At 66.8% G+C, this 23,186-nt stretch carries 22 protein-coding genes; 7 read left to right on the top strand and 15 right to left on the bottom strand.

What is annotated here, in order from left to right; genetic code table 11:
• Positions 1 to 166 (bottom strand): helix-turn-helix domain-containing protein (locus tag MTR62_RS08680; protein ID WP_244019097.1); only part of this gene is annotated, 166 nt, incomplete at its 3' end.
• A 140-nt stretch (positions 167 to 306) separates the two neighbouring features.
• Here MTR62_RS08680 and MTR62_RS08675 point away from each other — a divergent pair.
• Positions 307 to 1,281 carry an amidohydrolase family protein gene (locus MTR62_RS08675; protein ID WP_244019075.1) on the top strand — a complete coding sequence of 325 codons (975 nt, stop codon included), beginning with the start codon at positions 307 to 309 and terminating at the stop codon, positions 1,279 to 1,281.
• A gap of 32 nt (positions 1,282 to 1,313) precedes the next feature.
• On the opposite strand, the gene pncB is transcribed toward MTR62_RS08675, so the two are convergent.
• A complete protein-coding gene (pncB, locus tag MTR62_RS08670; protein WP_244019073.1) occupies positions 1,314 to 2,618 on the bottom strand; it encodes a nicotinate phosphoribosyltransferase in 1,305 nt (434 codons plus the stop codon).
• Between the two features lie 146 nt (positions 2,619 to 2,764).
• Here pncB and MTR62_RS08665 point away from each other — a divergent pair, with 146 nt between their 5' ends.
• Positions 2,765 to 3,364, top strand: a complete 600-nt coding sequence (locus MTR62_RS08665) for a cysteine hydrolase family protein (protein ID WP_244019065.1) — start codon at positions 2,765 to 2,767, stop codon at positions 3,362 to 3,364.
• Positions 3,365 to 3,401: 37 nt separating this feature from the next.
• On the opposite strand, the gene MTR62_RS08660 is transcribed toward MTR62_RS08665, so the two are convergent.
• On the bottom strand, positions 3,402 to 3,602 hold the full coding sequence (locus tag MTR62_RS08660; protein ID WP_244019062.1) for a hypothetical protein: 201 nt from the start codon (positions 3,600 to 3,602) through the stop codon (positions 3,402 to 3,404).
• Between the two features lie 141 nt (positions 3,603 to 3,743).
• Between MTR62_RS08660 and MTR62_RS08655 the strand changes: the two genes are divergently transcribed.
• The gene (locus MTR62_RS08655; RefSeq protein WP_244019060.1) at positions 3,744 to 4,211 is read left to right on the top strand and encodes a GreA/GreB family elongation factor; all 468 of its coding nucleotides are present in this window, start codon (positions 3,744 to 3,746) and stop codon (positions 4,209 to 4,211) included.
• 39 nt (positions 4,212 to 4,250) lie between these two features.
• Here MTR62_RS08655 and MTR62_RS08650 read toward each other — a convergent pair whose 3' ends face one another.
• From MTR62_RS08650 to MTR62_RS08635, 4 genes are all read right to left on the bottom strand, one after another.
• A complete protein-coding gene (locus MTR62_RS08650; RefSeq protein ID WP_244019055.1) occupies positions 4,251 to 5,534 on the bottom strand; it encodes a dicarboxylate/amino acid:cation symporter in 1,284 nt (427 codons plus the stop codon).
• 76 nt (positions 5,535 to 5,610) lie between these two features.
• Positions 5,611 to 6,912: a dicarboxylate/amino acid:cation symporter gene (locus tag MTR62_RS08645; protein WP_244019053.1), complete on the bottom strand. Its 1,302-nt coding sequence runs from the start codon at positions 6,910 to 6,912 to the stop codon at positions 5,611 to 5,613.
• 111 nt (positions 6,913 to 7,023) lie between these two features.
• Positions 7,024 to 8,574: a sensor histidine kinase gene (locus MTR62_RS08640; RefSeq protein ID WP_244019051.1), complete on the bottom strand. Its 1,551-nt coding sequence runs from the start codon at positions 8,572 to 8,574 to the stop codon at positions 7,024 to 7,026.
• A 110-nt stretch (positions 8,575 to 8,684) separates the two neighbouring features.
• Entirely contained in the window at positions 8,685 to 9,350 is a 666-nt protein-coding gene (locus tag MTR62_RS08635) for a response regulator (protein ID WP_244019049.1), read from the bottom strand.
• Positions 9,351 to 9,843: 493 nt separating this feature from the next.
• Between MTR62_RS08635 and MTR62_RS08630 the strand changes: the two genes are divergently transcribed.
• The 3 genes from MTR62_RS08630 (at position 9,844) to MTR62_RS08620 (ending at position 14,612) form a co-directional block, all read left to right on the top strand.
• A complete protein-coding gene (locus tag MTR62_RS08630) occupies positions 9,844 to 12,459 on the top strand; it encodes a TonB-dependent receptor plug domain-containing protein (protein ID WP_244019039.1) in 2,616 nt (871 codons plus the stop codon).
• 94 nt (positions 12,460 to 12,553) lie between these two features.
• Positions 12,554 to 13,381 (top strand): sulfite exporter TauE/SafE family protein, encoded by an 828-nt coding sequence (locus tag MTR62_RS08625; protein ID WP_244019037.1) that lies wholly within the window; start codon positions 12,554 to 12,556, stop codon positions 13,379 to 13,381.
• 55 nt (positions 13,382 to 13,436) lie between these two features.
• Positions 13,437 to 14,612, top strand: a complete 1,176-nt coding sequence (locus tag MTR62_RS08620; protein WP_244019095.1) for a pyridoxal phosphate-dependent aminotransferase — start codon at positions 13,437 to 13,439, stop codon at positions 14,610 to 14,612.
• Positions 14,613 to 14,796: 184 nt separating this feature from the next.
• Here MTR62_RS08620 and MTR62_RS08615 read toward each other — a convergent pair whose 3' ends face one another.
• Together MTR62_RS08615 and MTR62_RS08610 are read right to left on the bottom strand one after the other, a co-directional pair.
• Positions 14,797 to 15,186, bottom strand: coding sequence for a hypothetical protein (locus MTR62_RS08615; RefSeq protein ID WP_244019035.1), 390 nt, complete (start codon positions 15,184 to 15,186; stop codon positions 14,797 to 14,799).
• Between the two features lie 93 nt (positions 15,187 to 15,279).
• Positions 15,280 to 16,161, bottom strand: coding sequence for a hypothetical protein (locus MTR62_RS08610; protein WP_244019033.1), 882 nt, complete (start codon positions 16,159 to 16,161; stop codon positions 15,280 to 15,282).
• 562 nt (positions 16,162 to 16,723) lie between these two features.
• Between MTR62_RS08610 and MTR62_RS08605 the strand changes: the two genes are divergently transcribed.
• Positions 16,724 to 16,951 carry a response regulator transcription factor gene (locus tag MTR62_RS08605; protein WP_244019031.1) on the top strand — a complete coding sequence of 76 codons (228 nt, stop codon included), beginning with the start codon at positions 16,724 to 16,726 and terminating at the stop codon, positions 16,949 to 16,951.
• A 120-nt stretch (positions 16,952 to 17,071) separates the two neighbouring features.
• On the opposite strand, the gene MTR62_RS08600 is transcribed toward MTR62_RS08605, so the two are convergent.
• Genes MTR62_RS08600 through MTR62_RS08575 form a run of 6 tightly spaced genes read right to left on the bottom strand, consistent with a single transcriptional unit; the run spans position 17,072 to position 23,185 of the window.
• Complete coding sequence (locus MTR62_RS08600) at positions 17,072 to 17,524, bottom strand: Na+/H+ antiporter subunit G (protein WP_244019029.1); 453 nt, start codon at positions 17,522 to 17,524, stop codon at positions 17,072 to 17,074.
• A gap of 13 nt (positions 17,525 to 17,537) precedes the next feature.
• The gene (locus tag MTR62_RS08595) at positions 17,538 to 17,807 is read right to left on the bottom strand and encodes a K+/H+ antiporter subunit F (protein WP_244019025.1); all 270 of its coding nucleotides are present in this window, start codon (positions 17,805 to 17,807) and stop codon (positions 17,538 to 17,540) included.
• Positions 17,804 to 18,295 (bottom strand): Na+/H+ antiporter subunit E, encoded by a 492-nt coding sequence (locus MTR62_RS08590; RefSeq protein WP_244019017.1) that lies wholly within the window; start codon positions 18,293 to 18,295, stop codon positions 17,804 to 17,806. The genes MTR62_RS08595 and MTR62_RS08590 overlap by 4 nt, the downstream gene beginning before the upstream one ends.
• Positions 18,292 to 19,863, bottom strand: a complete 1,572-nt coding sequence (locus MTR62_RS08585) for a monovalent cation/H+ antiporter subunit D (protein ID WP_244019016.1) — start codon at positions 19,861 to 19,863, stop codon at positions 18,292 to 18,294. Before MTR62_RS08585 ends, MTR62_RS08590 begins: the two co-directional genes overlap by 4 nt.
• A complete protein-coding gene (locus tag MTR62_RS08580) occupies positions 19,860 to 20,282 on the bottom strand; it encodes a Na+/H+ antiporter subunit C (protein ID WP_268739740.1) in 423 nt (140 codons plus the stop codon). Before MTR62_RS08580 ends, MTR62_RS08585 begins: the two co-directional genes overlap by 4 nt.
• The gene (locus tag MTR62_RS08575; protein WP_244019014.1) at positions 20,279 to 23,185 is read right to left on the bottom strand and encodes a monovalent cation/H+ antiporter subunit A; all 2,907 of its coding nucleotides are present in this window, start codon (positions 23,183 to 23,185) and stop codon (positions 20,279 to 20,281) included. Before MTR62_RS08575 ends, MTR62_RS08580 begins: the two co-directional genes overlap by 4 nt.
• Position 23,186: the final 1 nt, after the last annotated feature.

Here is a 23,186-nt window from a genome sequence, read left to right as displayed (position 1 = left end):
GCCCGGCGCGCACCAGCAGCGGATCGCCGGTCGCCGCGCGAAGGCGGGCGAGCGTGCGGCTCATCGTCGACGTGCTCAGCCCCAGTCGCCGTGCCGCGCCGGTCACGCTGCCTTCGGTGAGCAGCGCGTCGAGCGCGGGCAGCAGGTTGAGATCGATCGGGGCCATGCCCGCAGGGCTACGCCAGCCCCGCAGCGCTGACAAGGCGTTGGGCGCAACCTATAGTTGCAGGCCATGCGTCTGGCGCCTTGTCCGGCGCGCGGGCATTCGGGGGCCGTCCATTCGTTCTTGCAGACGGAAGCCCCACCATGAAACTGATCGGCATCGAAGAGCATTTCCTGACCCCCGACGTCGCGCAGGCCTGGCACGCCGTGGCGCTCGAGGCGCGCGATCCGAGCGTTGCCTACCACCAGGGCGCGATCGGCGCGCGTCTGGCCGATCTGGCGGACGACCGGCTGGCCCTGATGGACGAGACCGGGCTCGATACGCAGGTGCTTTCGCTCACCACCCCCGCGCTGCACGATCTGGGGCCAACGAGCGTCGGGCTGGCGCAGCGCATCAACGACGCGCTGGCCGAGGCGGTGGCGCGCCATCCCACGCGCTTTCAGGCCTTCGCCACGCTCCCCGTGAGCCAGCCCGAGGCCGCCGCGCGCGAGTTGGAGCGCTGTGTGCGCGAACTGGGCTTCAAGGGTACGATGCTGTGCGGGCGAGTGGGGGCGCATTCGCTCGACGCGCCGTTCTTTGCACCGATCTGGGACCGGGCCGAGGCGCTCGGCGCGCCGGTCCTGATCCACCCGCGCACACCGCCCGTCGCGGTGCGCGAGGCCTGCTATGCCGGGTTCAACCCCACGCTCGACGCGGTGCTGGCGACGGCGGGGCTTGGCTGGCACTACGAGGCGGGGCTCCAGTTCGTGCGGCTGGTGCTGTCGGGGCTGTTCGACCGTTTGCCGCGCCTTCAGGTGATCCTGGGGCATTGGGGCGAGCTGGTGCTGTTCTATGCCGAGCGGCTGGCGGTGCTCGACCGCTTCAGCGGGCTCGACCACCCCGTCGCGCATTACCTGCGCGAAAACCTTTACGTCACCGCGAGCGGGATGTTCTGGCCCGAATACCTCGCCCGCGCGGCGCGGGTGGTGGGGACCGACCGGCTGCTGTTCTCGACCGACTATCCCTACCAGTACCGCGCAGGCCGCGAGGCGCGTCGGTTTCTCGAGACCTGCGGGCTGGAGGGCGCGGCGCTGGCCGGTTTCGCGCACGCCAACTGGGAGCGCCTGTGCCCCGCCTGACCGCCCCGGCCTTCTTCTTCGGGCGAGCGCGGTTACACGCTCAGTTCGGCGGCCACCCGGTCATGATCGCCGAACACGCGCAGGTAACGCGCGATCTCCTCGGGCCGCCCGGTCGCCTTGGCCGGGTTGTCCGAGAGCTTGACCGCGGGCCGCCCGTTGGCGCTGGTGACCTTGCACACCAGCGAGATCGGTTCGAGATCGGGCGCACCGTCGGGATCGCAGCCGCGAAAATCGTTGGTGAGGTTGGTGCCCCAGCCAAAACTCATGCGCACCCGGCCGTGAAAGTGGCGGTAAGTTTCCTCGATCGTGTCGATGTCCATCCCGTCGGAGAAGATCAGCAGCTTCTCGCGCGGGTCGACACCCTGTTCCTGCCACCAGCGGATGATCTGCTCGCCACCCGGAATGGGCGGCGCGCTGTCGGGGCGAAAGCCGGTCCAGCCCGCCAGCCAGGCCGGTGCGCGCTTGAGGAAGGCGGTGGTCCCGAAGGCGTCGGGCAGCGCGATCAGCAGGTTGCCGTTGTAGTGCTGCTGCCATTCCTCGAGCACGCGGTAGGGCGCGTGCGCCAGTTCCTCGTCGCTGGTGGCGAGCGCGGCGGCGACCATCGGCAGCTCGTGTGCGTTGGTGCCGATCGCTTCGAGGTCGGCGTCCATCGCCAGCAGCACGTTCGAGGTGCCGATGAAGCGATTGCCGAGCCCTTCCTTGAGCGCCTCGACGCACCAGCGCTGCCACAGGAAGCCGTGGCGCCGCCGCGTGCCGAAGTCGGACAGGACGAGGTCGGGCAACTGGCGCAGCCGTTCCACCTTGTCCCACAGCTTGGCCTTTGCGCGGGCGTAGAGGATGTCGAGCGCGAACTTGCCGCGCCCCTGCATCGCTGCGCGCGCGCGCAGTTCGTTGACGATCGCGAGCGCGGGAATTTCCCACATCATGGTGTGGGTCCAGGGGCCTTCGAAGGTCAGTTCGTACTGCCCATCGACCTTGTGCAGGTGGTAGGGCGGGAGCTGGAAGTTCGCCAGCCAGCCGATGAAGTCGGGGCTGAACATTTGCGTCTTGCCGTAGAAGCTGTTGCCCGCGAGCCAGATCAGCTCCTTCTTGGTGAAACGCACCGAACGCGCATAGTCGAGCTGGGCGCGCAGTTCATCCTCGTCGATGATGTCGGCAAGCCGCACCGAGGTCGACCGGTTGATGAGCGAGAAAGTCGCCTGCACGTCGGGATGGGTGTGCTCGATCATCTGCAGCATGAGCAGTTTGTAGAAGTCGGTGTCGAGCAGACTGCGGACAATCGGATCGAGCCGGAAGTTGTGATCGTAGGCGCGCTGGGCGATGTTGGTGACCGTCATGCGGCAAGCTTTAGACGATTATGCGCGCGAAGAAACCGCGCGTGTCATGACTTGGCTGCATCGCGCCCTCGCGTTTTGCGGTACGCGCGGTGTAGGAGAGGCGCTGGCCGCGGGTCCGTGCCCGTCCTATTGAGAAGAGGTTTTCGATGCAGCGCTTCGTGATCGTGGTGGATACCCAGGGCGACTTCATGCTCCCCGATGGCGCGCTCTACGTCGCGGGTGCCGAGGCGCTCACCGGGCCGATGCGCGACTGGCTCGCCGGGCTCGAGCCCGCCGCTACGGCCGGCGTGCTGTTTACCTTCGACACCCATTACCCCGATGTCTACGCCGGATCGAGCGAGGCTGAGGCCTTTCCCATCCACTGCGTCCACGCCAGCGCGGGCTGGGCGAACCAGCTCGACGTCGCGCTGCTCGATCCCGCCATTCCCGCCTGGCGGATCGAGAAGGGGGTGTTCGACATGTGGGAGGAGAGCGGCCTGATGATCGAGGACGCGCGCCCGGGTGGGGCCAAGGGTGGGGCGCCGGTCCCGCGCGAGGCCTTCTTCGAGGCGCTCAGGCTGCGGGGCGTTACCGAGGTGACGGTGATCGGCGTCGCGGCCGATTACTGCGTGCGCTGGGCGGTCGACGGGCTGGTCGCGCGCGGCTTTGCGGTGACCGTGCCCGCCGCGCTGACACGGGGCATCGCGCGCCAGATCGAGACCGTGGTGGCGGATGATTTCGCGGGCGCGGCGGTCGTCGTGGAATGAGAAATACCCAAGGGGGGGAACCCCTTGGGTCCTTTGCTTAGCCCTTCGGCGTAACCCAGACTTCCACCGGCGTGATGAACTTGCCCGGCGCGGGCTTGCCGACGTTCACGCGGTCTGCGGTGACCTGCTCGCCGGTTTCGAGGTGGAAGGTCACCCAGGGCTTGGGCATCCGTTCGAACTTCATCTTCTGGATGGCAAGGCCGGTGGTCGAATTCATGATCGTGGCAATGATACTCATGGCCGCGCGGTTAGGCGGGGGCGCCCGGCCGCGTCCAGAGCGGGGCGGCGGTGTCCCACAGGCTTGTGCGCAAGGCGGCTTGCCGTTTGCCGGGCAATGGCCGATTTTGGCGGGCCGAATTTTGCAGGACGAGACACGACGATGAGTGTAGCCTTCCGCCGCGATGGCGACGAGGAGCATCTGGAACCCCGGTTCGAGCTGCCGATCCCGCCCGGCCCCAACCTCGTCACCGCGCGCGGGCTGCGGCTCACGCGCGAGAAGGTGGGGCAGCTCGAGGCGGCGCTGGCGGCACTGGATGACGAGGAGGCGATCAAGGCGGCGCGGCGCGAGTTGCGCTACTGGCGCACGCGCCTGGCCAGCGCGCAACTGGTCGATGCCCCCGATGGTTCGTGCGTCGCCTTCGCCTGCGCGGTCACCTTCCGGCTGAACGGGAAGGTGCGCACGATCGCCGTGGTGGGCGACGACGAGGCCGAACCGGCGGCGGATCGCCTGGCCTTTTCGGCGCCCCTGGTGCGCGCGATGATGGAGGCCGAAGTCGGCGAGCGGGTCGATTTCGCAGGCCGGAGCGAGGCGATCGAGATCCTCGCCATCGCGCCGCTGGAGCCCTGAGGCGCTATCCGCCGCCGGCCCCGGACAGCGGGCCCGACGTTAACCGAGCGCGGTAGCGGGCTCGGTCTGTCCTTCGTCCGTACCTTTGCCGTCTTCGAGCGCGGCGCTGCGCGCATCCTCGAGCGTGCCGATCGCCGCGGTGGCGATGCCGTTGCCCAGGATGTTGGTGGCGGTGCGGCCCATGTCCATGAACTGGTCGATCGCGAGCACGAAGGCGACGCCTTCGACCGGCAGGCCGAACTGGCTGAGCGTGGCGGCGACGACGACGAGGCTGGCGCGCGGCACGCCCGCGATGCCCTTGCTGGTGACCATGAGCGTGAGCAGCATGATGATCTGCGTGCCGAGCGGCACGGTGATGCCGTAGGCCTGGCAGATGAACAGCGTGGTGAAGGTCGCCGACATCATCGAACCGTCGAGGTTGAAGCTGTAGCCGAGCGGCAGCACGAAGCTGTAGACCCGGCGCGGCACGCCGAAGCGGTCAAGCTGCTCCATCAGCTTGGGCAGCGCGGCTTCGGACGAGGCGGTCGAGAAGGCGATCAGCAGCGGCTCGCGCATGGCGCGCAGCAATTCCTTGATGCGCCCGCCCAGGAAGCGTGCGCCAGCCAGCAGCAGGATCACCCAGAGCAGGCCGAGCGAGAGGAAGTATTCGCCCAGCAGCTTGGCGAACGTCGCCAGGATGCCCACGCCATGTTCGATCATCGCGCTCGACAGCGCGGCGAAGACCGCGAGCGGCGCGATCGCCATGACATAGCCGGTCACCTTGAGCATGAGCGCGACCATCGCTTCGACGAAGATCACGATCGGCTTGCCCTTTTCGCCGATGGCGCACAGCCCGAAGCCCAGGAACAGCGAGAAGACGACGATCTGGAGGATCTCGTTGCGCGCCATCGCGTCGGTCATCGAGATGGGGAAGACGTGGAGCACGAAACCGCTGAAGCTCAGCGCGTTGGGATCGATCCCGCTCGCGGTGTTGTGCAGCTGCAGGTTGAGCCCGAGGCCCGGCTTGAACAGGTTGACCATGACCAGGCCGATCGAGAGCGAGATCAGGCTGGCGGTCAGGAACCAGGTCATCGCGCGCAGGCCGATCCGGCCCAGGCCCGAACTGTCGCCCGCGTGGGCAATGCCGTAGACCAGCGTCGAGAACACCAGCGGCGCGACGATCATCTTGATGAGATGCAGGAAAATGTCGGCCGGCAGGTGCAACAGCTCGGCGGCCTTGGCGGCTTGCGGGGTATCGGCCCCCAGCAGGGCGCGGGCGGCGATCCCGACCGCGATGGCCAGGATGATCGAGATCAGGACGTTGCGGGTCATCTTGCCGTTCATGGCGTACTCACTGCGATGGCGGGCGCATGGGTCCGGTCAGGCAAAAAGCCAGCGCGGACACGGCGCTGCGGGAAAGTCATTGGCGTAGTGGCTGACGAGCCAACGGTTCGCGGCTGATGGCGACCGTGATCGCCAGGTCGCCGACGACGTTGACCAGAGTGCGGAACATGTCAAGCAGCCGGTCGACGCCTACCACCAGCCCGATGCCTTCGGGCGGCACGCCGGTCAGCGCGAGCACGGTGGCGAGCGCGGGCAGGCCGCCTGCGGGAACACCGACCGTGCCCATGCCGGCGAGCGTGGCGATGGCAAAGACCATCGCCTGCCGGTCGAGCGCGGTGTCCATGCCGAAGAACTGGCCGATGAACAGGAACGAGACGGTGATGTAGATCGTCGTCCCGCTCTGGTTGGCGACGGTGCCCATGCCCAGGATTGGACGGGCGATACGGTCGGGCAGGTGCAGGTCGTTCTCGGCCACCTTGAGCGCGGTGGGCAGGGTGGCGTTCGAGGACGAGGTGCAAAAGGCGATCAGCGCGGCCTCCTGCACGGCGTGGAGGAACACCGTGGGGCTGAGATCGCCGCGCATCCACACCACGATGAAGAAGGTGATGACGATCTGCAGCGCCAGCGCGGCCAGCACCACCAGTATATAGGCGCTGAGGTACAGCAGCAGGTGCCAGCCGAACATCACCATCATGTCGAACATGAAGCACCCCACCGCGAGCGGGGCGAACAGGGTGACGATCGACAGGACCTTCATGCCGATCGCGAAAACCTTGTCGCAGGTCGCCACGAACAGCGCGCCTTTGCCCTTGCGCAGCACCGGAATGAGCGCGGCGATCACGAACGAGGCGACGATGACCGCGAACACCACCCCGTTCGCCGACCGCAGGTTGGGCGCCAGACTGCGCAAGTTGTAGGCGATGTGCGGTACGTGCATCGAAAGCAGCTGGCGGCCCACGTCGGGCGGAATACCGTCGCCCGGACGGAACAGGTTGGCCATCGCCAGCCCGATCAGCGCGGCCGAGGCCGAGACCGCGAGCATGTAGGCCAGTGTGGTGGCCAGCAGGTCGGGCATCCCGGCGCTTTCGCGCAGGCGCGATGCCCCGCTCACGATCGCCGAGACCAGCAAGGGCGCGATCAGCAGGAACAGCGCGCCCAGGAAGATCTGTTCGACCGGGCGCACGAACCAGGTCAGCACTTGCGGGGTAAGGGTGTTGTCGGGGGCCAGGATCTTTACCGCGATGCCCCCGCCGCCGCCGAGCAGGAACCCGGCGAGCAACAGGAACTGAGGCCGCAGCCTCAGCCATCCCGTGCGCGGACGCGGCCAATCGGGCGCATCGGCTGGCGGCAGCGGGATTGAGGTTTCAGGACGCCTCATCTTGGCAATCGTCATCCTGTGGGCTGTTGTGGGCAGAGCGGAAACCCGGAAATAGGGTGCCGCGATCGGGTCGGTCCATCGACCTGTTTCATGCTTGCCGCACGAACCCTGTCAGCAAGCTGTCATATCGTCGAAATCGTGCAAATAAGGCGAGGTCACGGGCGGGCGGCGGAGCGTGTTTGCGGGCAGGAAATCGATCACCGCGCGCACCCCGCGACCGGCCTCGCCTTCCTCCAGGCGGATCGCTGCGCCCATCCTTTCGCACAGCGCGCGCACGATCGGCAGGCCCAGCCCGCTGCCGCTCGGGGCGTCGGGGCCGGGGGCGCGGTAGAAGCGTTCCCACACCCTCTCGCGATCGGCCAGGGCGATGCCGGGGCCATCGTCCTCGACCTCGACCACCGGGTGGTCCTCGCGCATCAGCACGCGCACGGTGACAGTGCCGTCGGGCCGGTTGTAGCGGATCGCGTTGTCGAGCAGGTTGGCGATCACCTCGTTGGCGAGCAGGGCATCGCCGCTCGCGCAGATGGCCGAGGATTGCGGCTCGAAACCGATGTCCATGCGCGCGGCGTCGGGATGGGTGACGCGTGTCGCCACGGTGTCGGCGGCGGTCTCGACGAGGTCGAAGGTGCGCAGGGTCTGGTCGGGGCCGGCCTGTTCGTCCATCCGGGCGAGCGCGATGAGCTGGGCGAGCAGGCGTTCGAGCGAATCGACCGCGGTGACGATGTCGGCCAGCGCGGTGGCCCCTTGCGGCGAGGACGGATCGTAGCGCGACAGCACGTCGGCGTGGACGCGCACGATGGCCAGCGGCGTGCGCAGCTGGTGGGAGGCGTTGGACGTGAACTGGCGCAGCGATTCGGTGGCGCGTTCGGTGCGCGCCATGAGGTCGTTGAAGGCGTTGGCGAGCAGGCGCGCCTCGAGCGGATCGGCGGGCGCGAGCGCAACGCGCACATTGGGGCGCGGATGGCGCCGCGCGTCGTGGATCTGCGCGGTGAGCGAGGCGAACGGGCCGAGCCCCCAGGTGATCGCGCCATAGAACAGCAGCACGCCGATCATCCCGATCAGCACCCCCGCGCCCGCTACGCGCAGGAAGTAGGTCTGTTCGTAAGCCCAGCGATCGTCGAGGAAGTCGGCGGCCTGGACGACGACCGGCCGATCGAGCCGGCGCAGCAGGCGAATTTCGGTTGCGATGCGCACCGGGCGGCCGTCGAGCGTGGCTTCGCGCAAGTAGACCGGCTGGATCACGCCGATGCTGTCGGCGGGGTTGACGTAGCCGTTGACGAGCACCGGATCGCGGTAGCTGCGCGGGAAACTGGCGGGTTCGTGGCGCGGTCGGCGGCTGGACGGATCGGCCAGGTAATCGGCCGGAGGGGCGAGCGCGGCGCGGCCCGACAGCAGGGTCTTGCCGTCGAAGACGCTGTAGATCGGGTGCGGCGTGCTGCGGCTGCGCAGCAGGTTGATGGCCAGCGGCACGAGGCTGGCGCGAACCGTGTCGTCGGCGGCGAAGGCGCGGCTGATGGTCGTGGCCGAGCCGACCAGGATGAGGTCGGCGGTGTTCGAGATCGTGCGGTGGATCATCCAGCAGGTGATCGTACCGAAGGTGATCGCGAGCGCGAGCAGGGGCATCATCACCGCGGCGGTCAGGCGGGCGCGCAGCGATCTCATCGCGATCTCATCGTGATTTCATCGTGATTTCATCGCGCGTGCGGCGCGCACGGGTACCGCGCGGTGCGGGCGCGCGTCCGGCAGGAGGTCGGGGGCATGCGCGGCGCGGATCAGTTTCCCTCGAGCATGTAGCCAAGGCCCCGGATCGTGCGGATCGTCGGGCCGTTGGGGGTGAGCTTGCGGCGCAGGCGGCCGACGTAGACGTCGAGCGCGTTGGGCGCGACGGCGTCGGAGAAATTGAACACCTCCGCGTTCAGGCACTCGCGCGTGACGACCTTGCCGGGGCGGCCCATGAGCGTTTCGAGCACCGCCATTTCGCGGCGGCGCAGCTCGACCACCGACTGGTCGAGCGCGACCGTGCGGGTCGAACGGTCGAGGCTGAGCGGCCCCACGCGCAGCACCGGATCGGGCGTGCCCAGCCCGCGGCGGATCAGCGCGCGGGCACGCGACTGCAGCTCGAGCGGGTGGAAGGGCTTGGAAAGATAGTCATCCGCACCGCGATCGAGCCCCTCGATGCGGTCGTTGATCGCCTGCCGGGCGGTCAGGATCAGGATCGGGATCTGGATCTCCTTGCGACGCAGCGTGGAGAGCACGTCGAGCCCGTCCATGTCGGGCAGGCCGAGATCGAGAATGATCAGGTTGTACGGTTCGCTCGAGGCGATCTCGATGGCTTCCTCGCCACTCGAGACGCAATCGAGCACAAAGCCAGCGGCGGCCATGGACGCTTCCATGCCACGGGCCAGGCTGCAGTCATCTTCGACGATCAGGATACGCAACAACTCACTCCCCTGCACGAGTTGCGGCATCCTCTCCCTGGAACTGGCTTGCCGGGCCCAGAGACCCCCGTTGACCCGGCGCGACATTATCGTTGTCGATTCGAGAGTGTTTCGATCGAACCTGTCACTAACCTGTCGTGCCCCAGCAATTTCTTTTTTTCAACCGCATATCGAGGTGACAGCTTCGTGACAGGTCCTGCACCCTAGCAAAACCCTGCAAGACAAGTTCGGAGCCAGTGCAGTTGCGGTTCCGATAACGCTGATCGTGTATCGCTGCGATCCTGTAACGGCGCGCCATGAGCGCCGATCGCGCGCTGACCGGCTTTCGCATACAAGAAAATAAAAAAAGAAAATCTGAAAGGGAGAGCAACAAGCGGATCACTTGTCCAAAAGATGGGGGCTGAACGATATGAAATACAGGGAATCGTCTTCAGTACTGGCACTCAAGATCGCTCTTTGCGGCAGTGCTTTGGGGTTTAGCGTACAACCGGTCATGGCGCAGACAGCGGCCAGCATCGCGATTACCGCCGATGCCGCTGTCGATGCGGCGGCCGAACCGGCGGGCAGTGAGGAGCCCAGCTCGGCAATCATCGTTACCGGTACCCGCACCAAGGGTATGTCCGAGGCGGAAAGCCCGGCACCGATCCAGATCATGGGCAGCGAACAGCTCGCCCGCACCGGCCAGCCCGATCTCGTCCAGAGCCTGGCCCAGAACCTTCCTTCGATCCAGGCGCAGTCCTTCGGGTCCGACATGCAGGCGATGAACCTGCAGATGAAGCTGCGCGGTCTCTCGCCCAACCACACGCTGATCCTGATCAACGGCAAGCGCCGCCACGGCACCGCGAACGTCGCGGTTTCGGGCGGTCCTTACGGTGGTGGCGCCTCGGCGGACATGAGCTTCATTCCGCCCGAAGCGATCGACCACATCGAAGTCCTGCAGGACGGCGCTGCGGCACAGTACGGCACCGACGCCATCGCGGGCGTCATCAACATCATCCTCAAGGACCAGGACCACGGCGGCTCGATCAACGGCACCGTGGGCAAGTACATGGATGGCGGCGGCGACACCTACAGTGTCTCGGCCAACGTCGGTTTCGCGCCGATCGAAAATTCGTTCGTGAACATCACCGTGCAGAAGAAGCACAAGGGCTTCTCCTTCCGCGGCAACTACGATCCGCGCGTCTACGGCACCACCACCGCCGACACCAACCTCGCCAACTACCCGGACATCGTTAACCAGTCGGACTACCCTTACGTCAACCGCATCGAGGGTGACCCCGAGGTGTTCCAGACCGTGGGCACGTTGAACGCGGGTTACAACTTCGGCGATTTCCAGATCTACGCCAACGGTTCGTACGGTCACAAGTACGCGCACGCCTACGAAAACTACCGTACCCCTGACCGCGTCGTCTACGACACCATCACCGATGCGGTTCCCGATGGCGTCGAATCGGGCGACCCGCTCTATTCGTCGGGCTTCTCGCCGCTCGAAGCGGTGCATGAGACCGACTACGCCGCCACCCTGGGCCTGAAGGGGCCGCTCGGTGCGGGTACCTTCGACATCGCCTCGACCTACGGCCATGACTTCGTGGGCGTCTACGTCGAGAATTCGGGCAACGGCTCGCTGCTGGCCGACACCGGCTACACCCCGACCGAGTTCCACGACGGCGACTTCAAGTCCTCGCAGTGGACCAACACCCTCGACCTCTCCTACCCGGTCGACATCGGCCTGTCCGAGCCGATGAACGTGGCTGGCGGTCTCGAGTTCCGTCGCGAGATGTACGGCATCAACGCCGGCGATGCGGCCTCGTACTACGGCAGCGGCGCGCAGTCGTTCTTCGGTTACAGCGAGAACGATGCGGGCACCTACCACCGCAACAACTTCTCGCAGTACCTGGATATCTCGTTCAAGCCGACGCCCGACTGGCTGGTCGACGCGGCGGTTCGCCACGAGCGGTACAGCGACTTTGGCGACACCACGGTGTTCAAGCTGACCTCGCGCTACGACCTGACCTCGACCTTCGCGGTGCGTGGCACGGCGTCAACGGGCTTCCGCGCCCCGACGCTGGCCGAGTCCTACTATTCGGGCATCAACGTGGGCCCGAACGCGGTCTCGGGCGTGCTTCCGGCGAACTCGGCGGCGGCAGCCTCGCTCGGCTTCGGTGGTCTCAAGCCTGAAAAGTCGACCAACTTCAGCTTCGGCCTGGTCTACACGCCCACCAACGATCTCAGCTTCACCATCGATGCCTACTGGATCAAGATTCGCGACCGCATCATGATCTCGAGCTCGTTCTACGGCTTCTCGGGTTCGTACTGCCCCGAGGGTTATTCGGGTACGAATGCATCGAGCTGCAAGACCTACAGCGAAGACAACTACAACATCTACAACCAGGAGGCGGTCTACAACGCGGTGGCCTCGGCACTGGGCGGCGAAATCCCCTCCTACGTGCTTACCGACTCGGCCACCGGCGGTCGCAACATGAACGGTACGGTCTCGATCCAGACCTTCGTGAACGGCGCCGACATGACCACCCGCGGCATCGACTTCTCGGCCAAGTACCTGATGGATACCGGCTTTGGTCCCATCAACTGGTCGCTGTCGGCCAACTACAACGAGAACAAGGTCGACAAGATCGCCGACCTGCCTTCGGCGCTCTACACCAGCACCGTCGACGCCTCGCTGACCTCGCTGGTCAACAAGTACTCGGTCTGGCAGCTCGAGAACAGCACGCCCAAGCTGCGTGCCGCGCTCGGCGCCTACTGGGAGAACAGCGTGTTCAGCGTGAACCTGCGCGAGAACTTCTACTCGAAGGTTTCAAGCCTGATTTCGGCCCCCTCGAACTGCACCTGCTCGGGTGACGTCGAGATCCCGGTCAACGCTTCGTTCATCACCGACCTCGAGCTCGGCTACAAGCCCGCTGAAGGGCTCAAGATCTCGATCGGTGCGAACAACCTTCTCAACCACTACCCGACCAAGACCCGCAAGGACGTGATGGACGCCTACCTGGCGAACAAGTCCACCTCCTACGCGACGTCGAAGTATCCTTCGATTTCGCCTTACGGGTTCAACGGCGGCTACTACTACGCACGTGTTAACGTGACCTTCTGACCTGACGGCACCTGGACGCCGCCCACCCATCCAACGGGCGGCGTCCTCTTGTCGCAGGGTCGCCAAGGTCAACGGACCAAGAACCGGAGAATTTATGTTTGAGTCGATGGATTGGCTGATCCCCGTTGTGGGATTGCTGGCGGCGGGTCTGGCCGCCGGATTTGCAGGCGGCGTGTTCGGCATCGGTGGCGGCTTCGTCGTCGTGCCCGCCCTGCTGATCATGATGCCGCTCCTCGGCGGAGACAAATCGCAGTACGCCCACGTCGCGATCGCGACTTCGGCCGCGACCATCATCGTCACCTCGATCCGCTCGGTAATGAGCCATCACAAGCGCGGATCGGTCGATTTCGAGGTGCTCAAGAGCTGGGCGCCGTGGATTGTGATCGGTGACGGCATCGGCGTCTATTGCGCCAGCCTCGTCGACGGCACGATCCTCAAGGTCATCTTCGCCACCGGCGTGCTGGCGATGTCGATGATCTTCCTCCTTCCGCGCCTGTCCAAGATGGTGCTGTCCGATCACATGCCCGGCGGCGTGGCGCGCATCGGCATCTCGGGTGGCCTGGGCGTTTTTTCCTCGCTTCTGGGCATCGGTGGTGGCACCATCGCGATCATGGTGATGACCATGTGCGGCCGCTCGATCCACAAGGCGGTCGGCACGGCTTCGGGTGTGGGCACGCTCATCGCGGTGCCCAGCACGATCGGCTTCGCCATCATCGGGCTTAAGGAACACGGGCTGCCGTGGGGATCGGTCGGTTTCGTCAACCTGCCCGCCACTCTGGCCATTTCCTCGATGGCCATCCTTACCGCCCCGCTCGGGGTGGCCGCCGCCCACTCGCTCGAACCGCGCATGCTCAAGCGCGTGTTCGGCTTCTATCTCATCTTCGTCGCGCTGCTGATGTACCACAGCGCTCTCAAGGCCTGATCGCCCGCGAACCAGTGCAGGAGTTCTTCCAATGACCGACACTCTTCTCGATACCATGCCGAGCGCCAGCGACGAGGTTACGTCCGACGCGTTCACCGCAGACCTGCTGGAGCGCGGCTATTCGCGCCGCAGCCTGGGCCGTATCGCCGCGCTGATGAGCGGCGGCATGGCGGTGCTCGGCTCGGCCGCTCCGGCCTTTGCCCAGCAGTCGGCCAAGGCCGCCGTCGGCGCGGTGCGCATCGGCTCGAACGAATGCTGGACCGGGCCGCTGCCCGCCGGCGCCGAAGCCGCGATGCTGATCGTCAAGGACGGCAACCGCTACGAGCCTTCGGACCAGCACGCCGAACTGTTCAAGGCCGTGTCCAAGGTCGAGGGCGTTCCGGTTGAGCGCATTCTCGCCTGGCCCGGCTCGAGCGATCCGCTCGCACGCGTTCCGGTGACCTTCGCCTCGCCCAAGCGCGGCATCGTGACGGCGGACCCGACGTACGAATCGATCTGGCGCACCGGGGCCTGGATCGGCGCCAAGGTGACCAAGGTTCCGCTCACCTCGGACTACCGCCACGACGTCAAGGCGATGGTCGCCGCCGATCCCAACGCGGGCCTGTTCTACGTCTGCTCGCCCAACAACCCGACCGGCACGATCACGCCCGTCGAGGATCTCGAGTGGCTGGCCCAGAACAAGCCCAAGGACGCGATCCTGCTGATCGACGAGGCCTATATCCACTGGTCGGACACGCCGCGCGCGGTCAGGCTGGCGGTCGAGCGCGACGACGTGATCGTGATGCGCACGTTCTCCAAGCTGTTCGGCATGGCCGGCATGCGCCTGGGCCTGACTTTCGCGTCGCCCGCGCTGCATGAAAAGATGATGCGCTACGATGGTGGCCAGGTCACCAACATGCTGCCGATGACCGCGGTGGCCTGTGGTGCGGCTTCGGTTCCGCTCGCCGCGCAGATCAAGCAGCGCGCCGACGAAATGATCGCCGCGCGCGACTACGCCATCGCGCACCTCGAGAAGCGGGGCGTCAAGGTGATCCCCGGCAGCAAGGCCAACATGTTCATGGCCGAATGGAAGGGCAAGACGCCCAAGGAAATGATGGCTCTGTTCCTTGCCAACGGGGTGCAGATCGGCCGCGGCTGGACCGCCTACCCGCAGATGTCGCGCATCACCGTGGGGTCGATGGAAGAGATGCAGAAGTTCTGCCTCGCCTACGACAAGATCGCGATGGCCTGATGCCTTGATACGCCGGTGGCCCGACCGGGCTGTGGTCGGGCCACGAGGCGTGTCGGGAACGCCGCGGACATCCCCCCGGATGACGCGGCAAGTGCAGCGGGCGTGATCCGCCCGCTGCACCGTTCAAGCCATCGACGGGGGGCAACGGATGGCTCGAAGTCGAGCCTGCCGGGCCCGATGGCGGTCAGGGCTGGACAAAGAGCCAGCCGCCCAGAAGTCCGCCCTGCGCGCTCGACGAGCCGCTGGCGCCGGCCAGATTGCCGTTCTGCGAACCGGCAAATCCGAACGATGCCGAAGAGCCCTGCTGCGCGGTCTGCGACGTGTGGTTGGACGACGTGCTCATATCGTTGCCGCTCATGATGAGCGTGCCCGAGCCGTTCGAATTCGCCGCGCCCGAGGACTGCTGGCCGGTGACGCCGAAGATCGCCGAGCTGCTGCTGCCCGCGCTCACCGATCCGGCGCTGCTGGTCGAAGAGGTGCTGCCGCCCCCGAACACCAGGCCGATGTCGGCGGCCATGGCCGGGCTGGCGAGGACAACGCTGGCGATAAGCGGAATGATTGCCTTCTTCATCATGATCCTTCTCCACGTCTTGAGGGGCCTGTCTTTCAGGGTGTCCGTGCATCCCGCCCCTTGCCTGGGGTGCGCGGACGATGGGGGCGCGTCGCTCTAGCGGCGGGCCACCAATTCGAGTTCGGGAGGCGTTGTCGCCTGGGGCGGCTGGCGCACCGCGGCGGCGGGCGTCGGTTCGCCGTTCGTGCCGGTCGTTGCGGGTTCGGGTGCGGGGGCGGGCACCGGCTGGGCCGAACCCGCCGAACCTGTCGACGCCGTGCTGCCGAGCAGGCCGATGGCATCGCAGGCCATCGCGGTCGACCTGTCGCCCTTGGGGCCGTCGCTGTCCGAAGTGCAGATCGACCAGATCATCATCGACATCAGCCGTCCGGCGAGTTCGGGCTGGCCCATGTTTGCCGCGTTGGCTGCGGCCATGCCGAACTTTTCGGCGCGGCGCAGCGACTGGCAGGACTTGTCGAACGTGGGCTTGGCCCCGCCCAGGCTGATGCCGATGGGCGCGACGCTGGCTCCGGCGCTTGCGGTGCCGCCGCAATAGTCCGAACTGAAGCTGCTCGAGGCGGCCAGAGGCACGGGGGCGTTGGTGTAGACGCGCTGGATCTTGCGCTGGCTCTGGTTGAAGGTCAGCGTGACGCCCTGTTCGTTGGTGGCGAGCTGGCCCTGCGCCTGGATCTGCGCGTTGTTGGCTTCCTGGCCTTGCGACTGGCCCTGATCGGACGAGGCCCCCGAGGAGGAGCCGGACACCGCCCCCGCGCTTGAATCGCTGGTCGAGGTGAGGTTGCCTTGCGAATTGACCGGCGCGTTGACGTTGGTCGGATTGCTTTGCGACTGGGCGCCGGACACCGAACCGGAATTGGCCGCGGCGTTGCTGCCGCTTTCGAGCGAGGTCTGCGCGAGAACGGGACCGGCGCCAAGGCCTGCGGCGAGGCCAAGGGCAAGCAGCGGGACCGCGCAAAGGCGGGATACACACGTCTTCTTCATGGCAAAAACCCCCAATTTGGCCCTGTCAGGGCGCTGGAATGGACACGGATCGTCGGGTCGGACGTGCCAGGGTCCGGCTCGCGCGGTGGCGTGCACCGTTCGGCTCGCAGCCGGGGGCGCCGTCGCAACCCGAAGGGTGCGAGCGTGGGACGCGTCGGCCGGTTGCCTTGGTTAAATCCGGTGGCCTGTTGCGCCGCCGATTCCCCCAAATGGTGCATATTGTGCAACTATTTGCGCAAGAGTGTTGCGCCGCAGCAAGGGTGCCAAAGGCACCTTGCCGAGGAGGCTGCACACTCTCCCGCAGCCAGTCCCTTAGGCTTGCTCTGCCCGCCCGTGATTGTCAAACGGGTGAAAATAATGGCAAAAAAGTAACAAGATGAAATTGTGGAGGCAGTTGAAACGGCCCTCAACCCACCAATCCGGCGCTGTCCCGAAAGGCCCCGCAGGGCCTATGTTCACACTGTCACAATTGCGCGTTTTGCAGTTAAGGAAAAAAGCGTACAGTCGATTGCAGAAATGTAAGGCTAACGAGTCGGGAGTAACAAAGAAGGGGGCGGAAACAATGCAAGACACCGTCAGCGACTGCGAGCACCTCACCGCGCGTGAGATCGATGTGCTCGAACTCATAGCCCTTGGCATGTCGGCCAAGGAAATCGCGCTTGAACTAGAAATTTCCGCGTGCACCGTGGTGCGCCATGTCGAGAACGTGCGGCTCAAGACGCGAACCCGAAACCGCACGCACATGATCGCCTACCTGCTCAACAAGGGTCTTCTGGCGATCAAGACCTGATCCGTGTCGAACGGTCATCGGACGCGCGCCTGTTGAGCCGGGCGGCGTGGATCGGTGCTGGCGCGCGGGGCCTGTGGTCCCATGGGGGCGCGTCGCACCGGTCCCGTTGCGCAGTGCGCTTCAGGCGTCCTGGCGGGGGCCTTGAAGGTTCTGGGAAACCGAAGGATCGGCGGGCGCATCGGCGTGCTGGCCGAAGGTCGCCCAGTCGGTGCCGCGTCCCGGCGGGGCGGGCAGGTCGCTTTCGACGTCTTCGGGCGCGCTGCAGCGCCGGAAGCGGCGGTGGATGTAGGCCTTGGCGATCATGTTCGCGGAGATCGGCGCGCTCAGGAACAGGAACAGCGTGATGAGCAGTTCGTGGCTTGAGAAGCTGCCCCCGTGCAGCGGGAACCAGACCATCGAGGCGACCAGGATCGCGCCCACGCCCAGCGTGGTCGCCTTGGTCGGCCCGTGCAGGCGGGTCATCAGCGCGGGCAGCTTGGCCAGGCCCCAGCTGCCGATCAGCGCGAACAGGCCGCCCAGCACGATCAGGAAGGCGACGAGCGCGTCGAGCGCGGTGGAGAGGATCGGGGTCATCGGCGCGCGTTCCTCATTCCACGATGTCGCCGCGCAGCAGGAACTTGGTGTAGGCCACCGTTCCCACGAAGCCGACCATCGCCATGAGCAGCGCGGCCTCGAAGAACACGCTCGTCTCGCCCTGGATGCCGAACAGCATGATGAAGGCGATCGCGTTGATCGCCATGGTGTCGAGCGCGAGGATGCGGTCGGGCGCGGTCGGGCCCTTGAGCAGGCTCCACAGGTTGAGCAGCATGGCCAGCGACACGCAGCCCAGCGCGATCTTGAGAGCGATGGCGATCACGCGAAAATCTCCTTGAGACGGCGTTCGTAGCGCTGCTTGATGAGGGCGATTTCGCCCTCGGGATCGTCGGTGTGCAGCGCGTGGACGAGCAGGTGGCGCCCGTCGGTCGAGACGTCGACCGAGACCGTGCCCGGCGTCAGGCTGATCGTGCCGGCCAGCACGGTGATCGCCTCGGCCGAGTGCAGGTCGAGCGGCACCGACAGCCAGGCCGGGCGAAAATCCTTGTTGGCCTTGAACACGATCAGCTTCGCGACATGGAAATTGGCGACGACGATGTCGTAGAGCACGAGCAGCACATAAGCGACGAGTGGCCAGCCGAAACGCAGCTGCGCGCGTTCGGGCCAGAACGGCGCGCTGAACAGCGGCACCGCCACCGCAAAGCCCGCGCCGATCAGCGCGACGCCCGGATTGAGCGAATTGAACACGATCAGCCATAGCGCCAGCAGGAGTGCGGAAAGGCCGGGGTGGGGCAGCAGACGGTGGATCACGGCGCTTCTCCGGTCCGGCTGGCAGGGGGGATGAGGGTGGTGTTGGAGAGCACCGCCTGGCGGTAGGCGCTCTGGTCGAAGACTTGCGCGGCGGCGCTTTGCGCATAGCGCGTGGCGGGCCCGGCAAACGCGGTCAGGGCGACCAGTGTCGCCAGCAGGAACAGCGCGGGCAATGCCTCGAGGAGGCGGGGTGGGGCGCGGTCGGCCGGGATCGGCGGGGAGGGATCGCGCTTCCAGAACACCGTGCTTCCCGCGCGTGCGAGCGCGATCACCGCGATGAGGCTGGTGATGAGGATCACGCCCCAGATCCACCCGCCGAGCGGCGCGCCGATCGCCGCATCGAGAATGAGCAGCTTGCCGATGAAACCCGAAAGCGGAGGCAGTCCGGCCAGCGCGACGCCGCCGGCGAGGAACAGGAAGGCGACCAGCGCGAGGCCGCTGAAGGCGGGGGTGGGGACGATGGCATCGCCTTCGACGCCCCGCCAGCGCACCACCAGATCGACGGTCAGGAACAGCAGCGCCGCCGCGATGGTGGTGTGCGGCAGGTAGTAGAGCGCGGCGGCCAGCGCTTCGGGCCGGAACAGCGCGATGGCCGCGAGCAGCGTCCCGGTCGACCCGATCAGGCCGAACGCCGTCATGTCGCGCAGGCCGCGTGCGGCCAGCATCCCGGTAAAGCCCAGCGCGATCGTGGCCAGGCTCGCGGGGAGCAGGAATTCCTGCGCATGATCACCGAAGATCAGCGGTGCGGTGCGGATGATCGAATAGGCCCCGACCTTGGTCATGATCGCGAACAGCGCGGCAACCGGGGGCGCCGCGCTGGCGTAGGCGCGCGGCAGCCACAGGTGCAGCGGCAGCAGCGCGGCCTTCAGCGCGAAGACCGCGATGAGCAGGTATCCGGCCGCTTCGAACAGCCCGCGATCGCCGTGCGGCAGGGCGGCCCCGCGCGCGGCCATGTCCGCCATGTTGAGCGTGCCGGTGACCCCGTAGAGCAGGCCCAGCGCGATCAGGAACAGCGTCGATCCGGTGAGGTTGACGACGATGTACTGCACGCCCGAGGTCAGCCGCCGCGCGCCCTGTCCGTGCAGGATCAGGCCGTAGGAGGCGATCAGCAGCACCTCGAAGAAGACGAACAGGTTGAACAGGTCGCCGGTCAGGAAGGCGCCGTTGAGGCCGAGCAGCTGGAACTGGAAGATCGGGTGAAAATTCCACCCCTTGCGGTCGAGCCGGGTGAGCGCGGCGTGCGTGGCCACGGCAAAGCCGACGATGGCGGTGAGCAGGAGCATCCACGCGCTCAGCCGATCGAGCACGAGCACGATACCGAACGGCGCGGGCCAGTTGCCCATCGCGTAGGGCGTGGCCCCGGTGTGCCGCGCGCGCACCAGCAGCGCGACGGCAACCGCGATCTGGAGCAGGCACGAGCCGATCGAGATCCCGGCCGCCACCGCGCGGTGGCGCTTGCGGAACAGGAGCGCACTGGTCCCGGCGAGCGAGGGCAGCATGATCGGCACAGCGATCAGCGCGGCAGCGAGGTTCGCGGCGAAACTGGGGGAGAGCATGGGGACGCTCACAGCCGCTCCTCCCCGATCATGTCGATGCGGTGCGCGTTGCGCCGCTCGATCCATTCCGCGCGGTCGCCTTCGAGCGGGTCGATTGCGGGATCGGGTTCACCGTCGACCTGATCGGTGCCGGTTTCCAGGAACGTGCGCAGCGCCAGCACCACGGTCAGCGCGGACATGCCGAAGGAAATGACGATCGCGGTCAGCACCAGCGCCTGGGGCAGCGGGTCGGTGTAGTTGCTCAGGCCTTCTTCGTAGAGCGGCGGGGCGCCGACCTTGAGCCGGCCGATCGCGAAAAGGAACAGGTTGATCGCGTAGGACAGCATGGAAATGCCCAGCACCACCGGGAAGGTGCGCCCGCGCAGCGAAAGGTAGATGCCCGCCCAGGTCAGCGCGCCGATCGCGCTGGCGATGAGGAATTCCATGCTCATGCCTCACCCTCCGGGCGTGCAGGGGGCGTGGGGAGGGCCGCCTCGCGCTGCTGCTCGGCCCATAGCCGCGCGGGGTCGATGTCCATCGGGCCATCCTCGCGCCCGGCGGCGTTGTCCTTGTTGGCGCGCACCGCAATGTGGCTCAGTTCGGCGAGCGCGAGCATCACCGCGCCGATCACCGTCATACCAACGCCGATGTCGAACAGGGTGGCCGTCGCCAGCTCCAGATCGCCGAGCAGCGGGATGTGGAAATGCCCGAAGGCGCTGGTGAACAGCGGATAGCCGAACACCAGCGAGCCCAGCCCGGTCAGTGCGGCGATCGTCACGCCAAGGCCGATCAGCCGGTGTTCGTCGATCCGGCGGCGCGCGTCGGTCCATTCGAAGCCGGAGGCCATGTACTGCACCAGCATCGCGATCGAGGCGACGAGCCCGGCGATGAACCCGCCGCCCGGTGCGTTGTGGCCGCGCAGGAAGATGTAGATGGCGATGATCGAGGCCAGCGGCAGCAGCACCCGCGCGGCCACCGCGAACATCATCGGGTGACGCTCGGGCGAGCGGGGCAGGTCGGCCACCCAGACGCGCAGCCGCTGCCCGGCGGCTCCGCGCGCGGCGGGCTGGAGCAGCGCGAAGATGGTCAGCGCCGCGATCCCCAGCACGGTGATCTCGCCAAAGGTATCGAAACCGCGAAAGTCGACCAGCGTGACGTTGACGACGTTGTGCCCGCCACCTTCGGACAGGCTTTTGGCCCAGTGGAAGGCGGAGATCGGATCGTTCGGCTCGCGGGTCATCACCGCGTAGGCGGCAAAGCCCACCGCGCCGCCCCCGGCCAGGCCGATCAGCGCATCGCGCACGCGCCGGGCCATGCTCGAAATGCGGCGCGGTTTCTTGGGCAGGAGGTTGAGCGCGAGCAGCATGAGCAGGATCGTCACCGTCTCGACGCAGATCTGCGTGAGCGCGAGATCGGGCGCGGAGAGGTAGACGAAGGCCAGACTGACGACGAGCCCGATCACCGAAATGAAGACGAGCGTCAGGAAGCGCTGCTGCTGCGCGACGAGCACGGCGACGATGCTGCTCAACAGCAGCAGCCAGGCAACCACCGCGACCGGCGAGGCGGGCAGCGTGGGGTGGGTGCCGGGGCGGTAGCCGCCCTCGGCCATGCCCAGCGCGCCGAGCGCGACCGCCGCGACGAACAGCACCGCGAGCTGGCGCTGGAGCGAGCCGTTGTGGATGGCATCGGAAATAAGCCGGGCAAGGCTGACGAGCCGCTCGATCGCGGTGTCGAACAGCGCCTTGGCGTCGGGCAGCATCGCGCCCTCCCAGCCGCGCTGGAGGCCCTTGTGACGCCACAGCAGGAAAGCGCCGCTTGCCACCGCCACCGCGCTCATCGCCAGCGCCGGGGTCCATCCGTGCCACAGCGCGGGGTGGAAGGCGGTGCCTTGCGTTCCGGTCAGCGCGGCGATCGCGGGGACCATGAAGGCGTGGGTGAGCGTGTTGGGGAACAGGCCAACGAGCACGGTCAGCGCCACCAGCAGCGCCGAAGGCGCCCACAGGCCAAACGGCGGATCGTGCGGTCTGGCGGGATAGCTGTCGCGCACCGGGCCGAGGTAGAGGTGGACGATGTAGCGCAGGGAATAGGCGACCGAGAAGGCCGCGGCGAGCACCGCGAGCATGGGCAGGAGCCAGGACTGGCCGAGCCAGCGGGTGTCGGCGGCCTGTTCGAGCATCATTTCCTTCGACAGGAACCCGCCGAAGGGCGGCAGGCCCGCCATCGAGGCCGCGGCGATAATGCCCAGCGTCGCCGAAATCGGCATGAGGGTGGCCAGCCCGCCCAGCTTGCGGATGTCGCGCGTGCCCGCCTCATGATCGACGATCCCTGCGTTCATGAACAGCGCGGCCTTGAACAGCGCGTGGTTGAGCAGGTGGAACAGCGCGGCCATCGCGGCGGCGGGCGTGCCCAGGCCCAGCAGCATCGTCATCAGCCCCAGATGGCTGACGGTCGAATAGGCGAGGATGCCCTTGAGGTCCTGCTTGAAGAAGCCGACCACGGCGGCGAGCAGCATCGTGACCAGCCCGGTCGAGGCGACGAGCGCGAACCACAGCTCGCTTCCGGCCAGCACCGGCCACAACCGCATCATCAGGAACACGCCCGCCTTCACCATTGTTGCCGAATGGAGGTAGGCGCTGACCGGGGTGGGCGCGGCCATTGCGTGCGGCAGCCAGAAGTGGAACGGGAACTGCGCCGACTTGGTGAAGCAGCCCAGCAGGATCAGCACCAGGGCAAGCGGGTAGAGCGGCGAGGCCTGGACTTGCGTGCGCTGGGTGAGCAGCGCGGAAAGCTCGTAAGTCCCGGCGATATGGCCGAGCAGCACCAGCCCCGCGATCAGCGCCAGCCCGCCGCCGCCGGTGACGGTAAGCGCCATGCGCGCGCCCTGGCGCCCCTCGGCGGTCTCGCTGCGAAAACCGATGAGCAGGAACGAAGACAGGCTGGTCAGCTCCCAGAACACCAGGAGGAGGAGGATGTTGCCCGACAGCGAAATGCCCACCATCGCGCCCTGGAACAGCAGCAGAAGCGCGAGGAAACGCCCCAGCGCCTCGTGCGCGGGGAGGTAGAAGCGCGCATAAATGACGATCAGCAGGCCGATGAAGAGGATCAGCGCGCAGAACAGCAGGGCCAGGGCATCGAGCCGCAAGGTCAGCCCAAGGCCAAGCGCGGGCACCCAGTCGGCGTGGAACTGGAGCACCGCTCCGCCCAGCACCGCCGGGACCATGCCGCCCAGGACCCACAGTCCCGCCAGCACCGGAACCAGCGCCAGCACGGCCTGCGCATCGCGGCGGATGTTTCCCATCGCCGACAGCAGGAGTGCGCCGAGAAAGGGCAGGACGGCAATCAGGACCAGATGCAAA

Origin of the sequence: Novosphingobium organovorum (assembly GCF_022832435.1) — a bacterium.
In the GTDB taxonomy this organism is placed as follows: domain Bacteria; phylum Pseudomonadota; class Alphaproteobacteria; order Sphingomonadales; family Sphingomonadaceae; genus Novosphingobium; species Novosphingobium organovorum.
The sequence above is the reverse complement of the archived record's forward strand: the minus strand, read 5'-3'. Positions and strand labels throughout refer to the sequence as shown.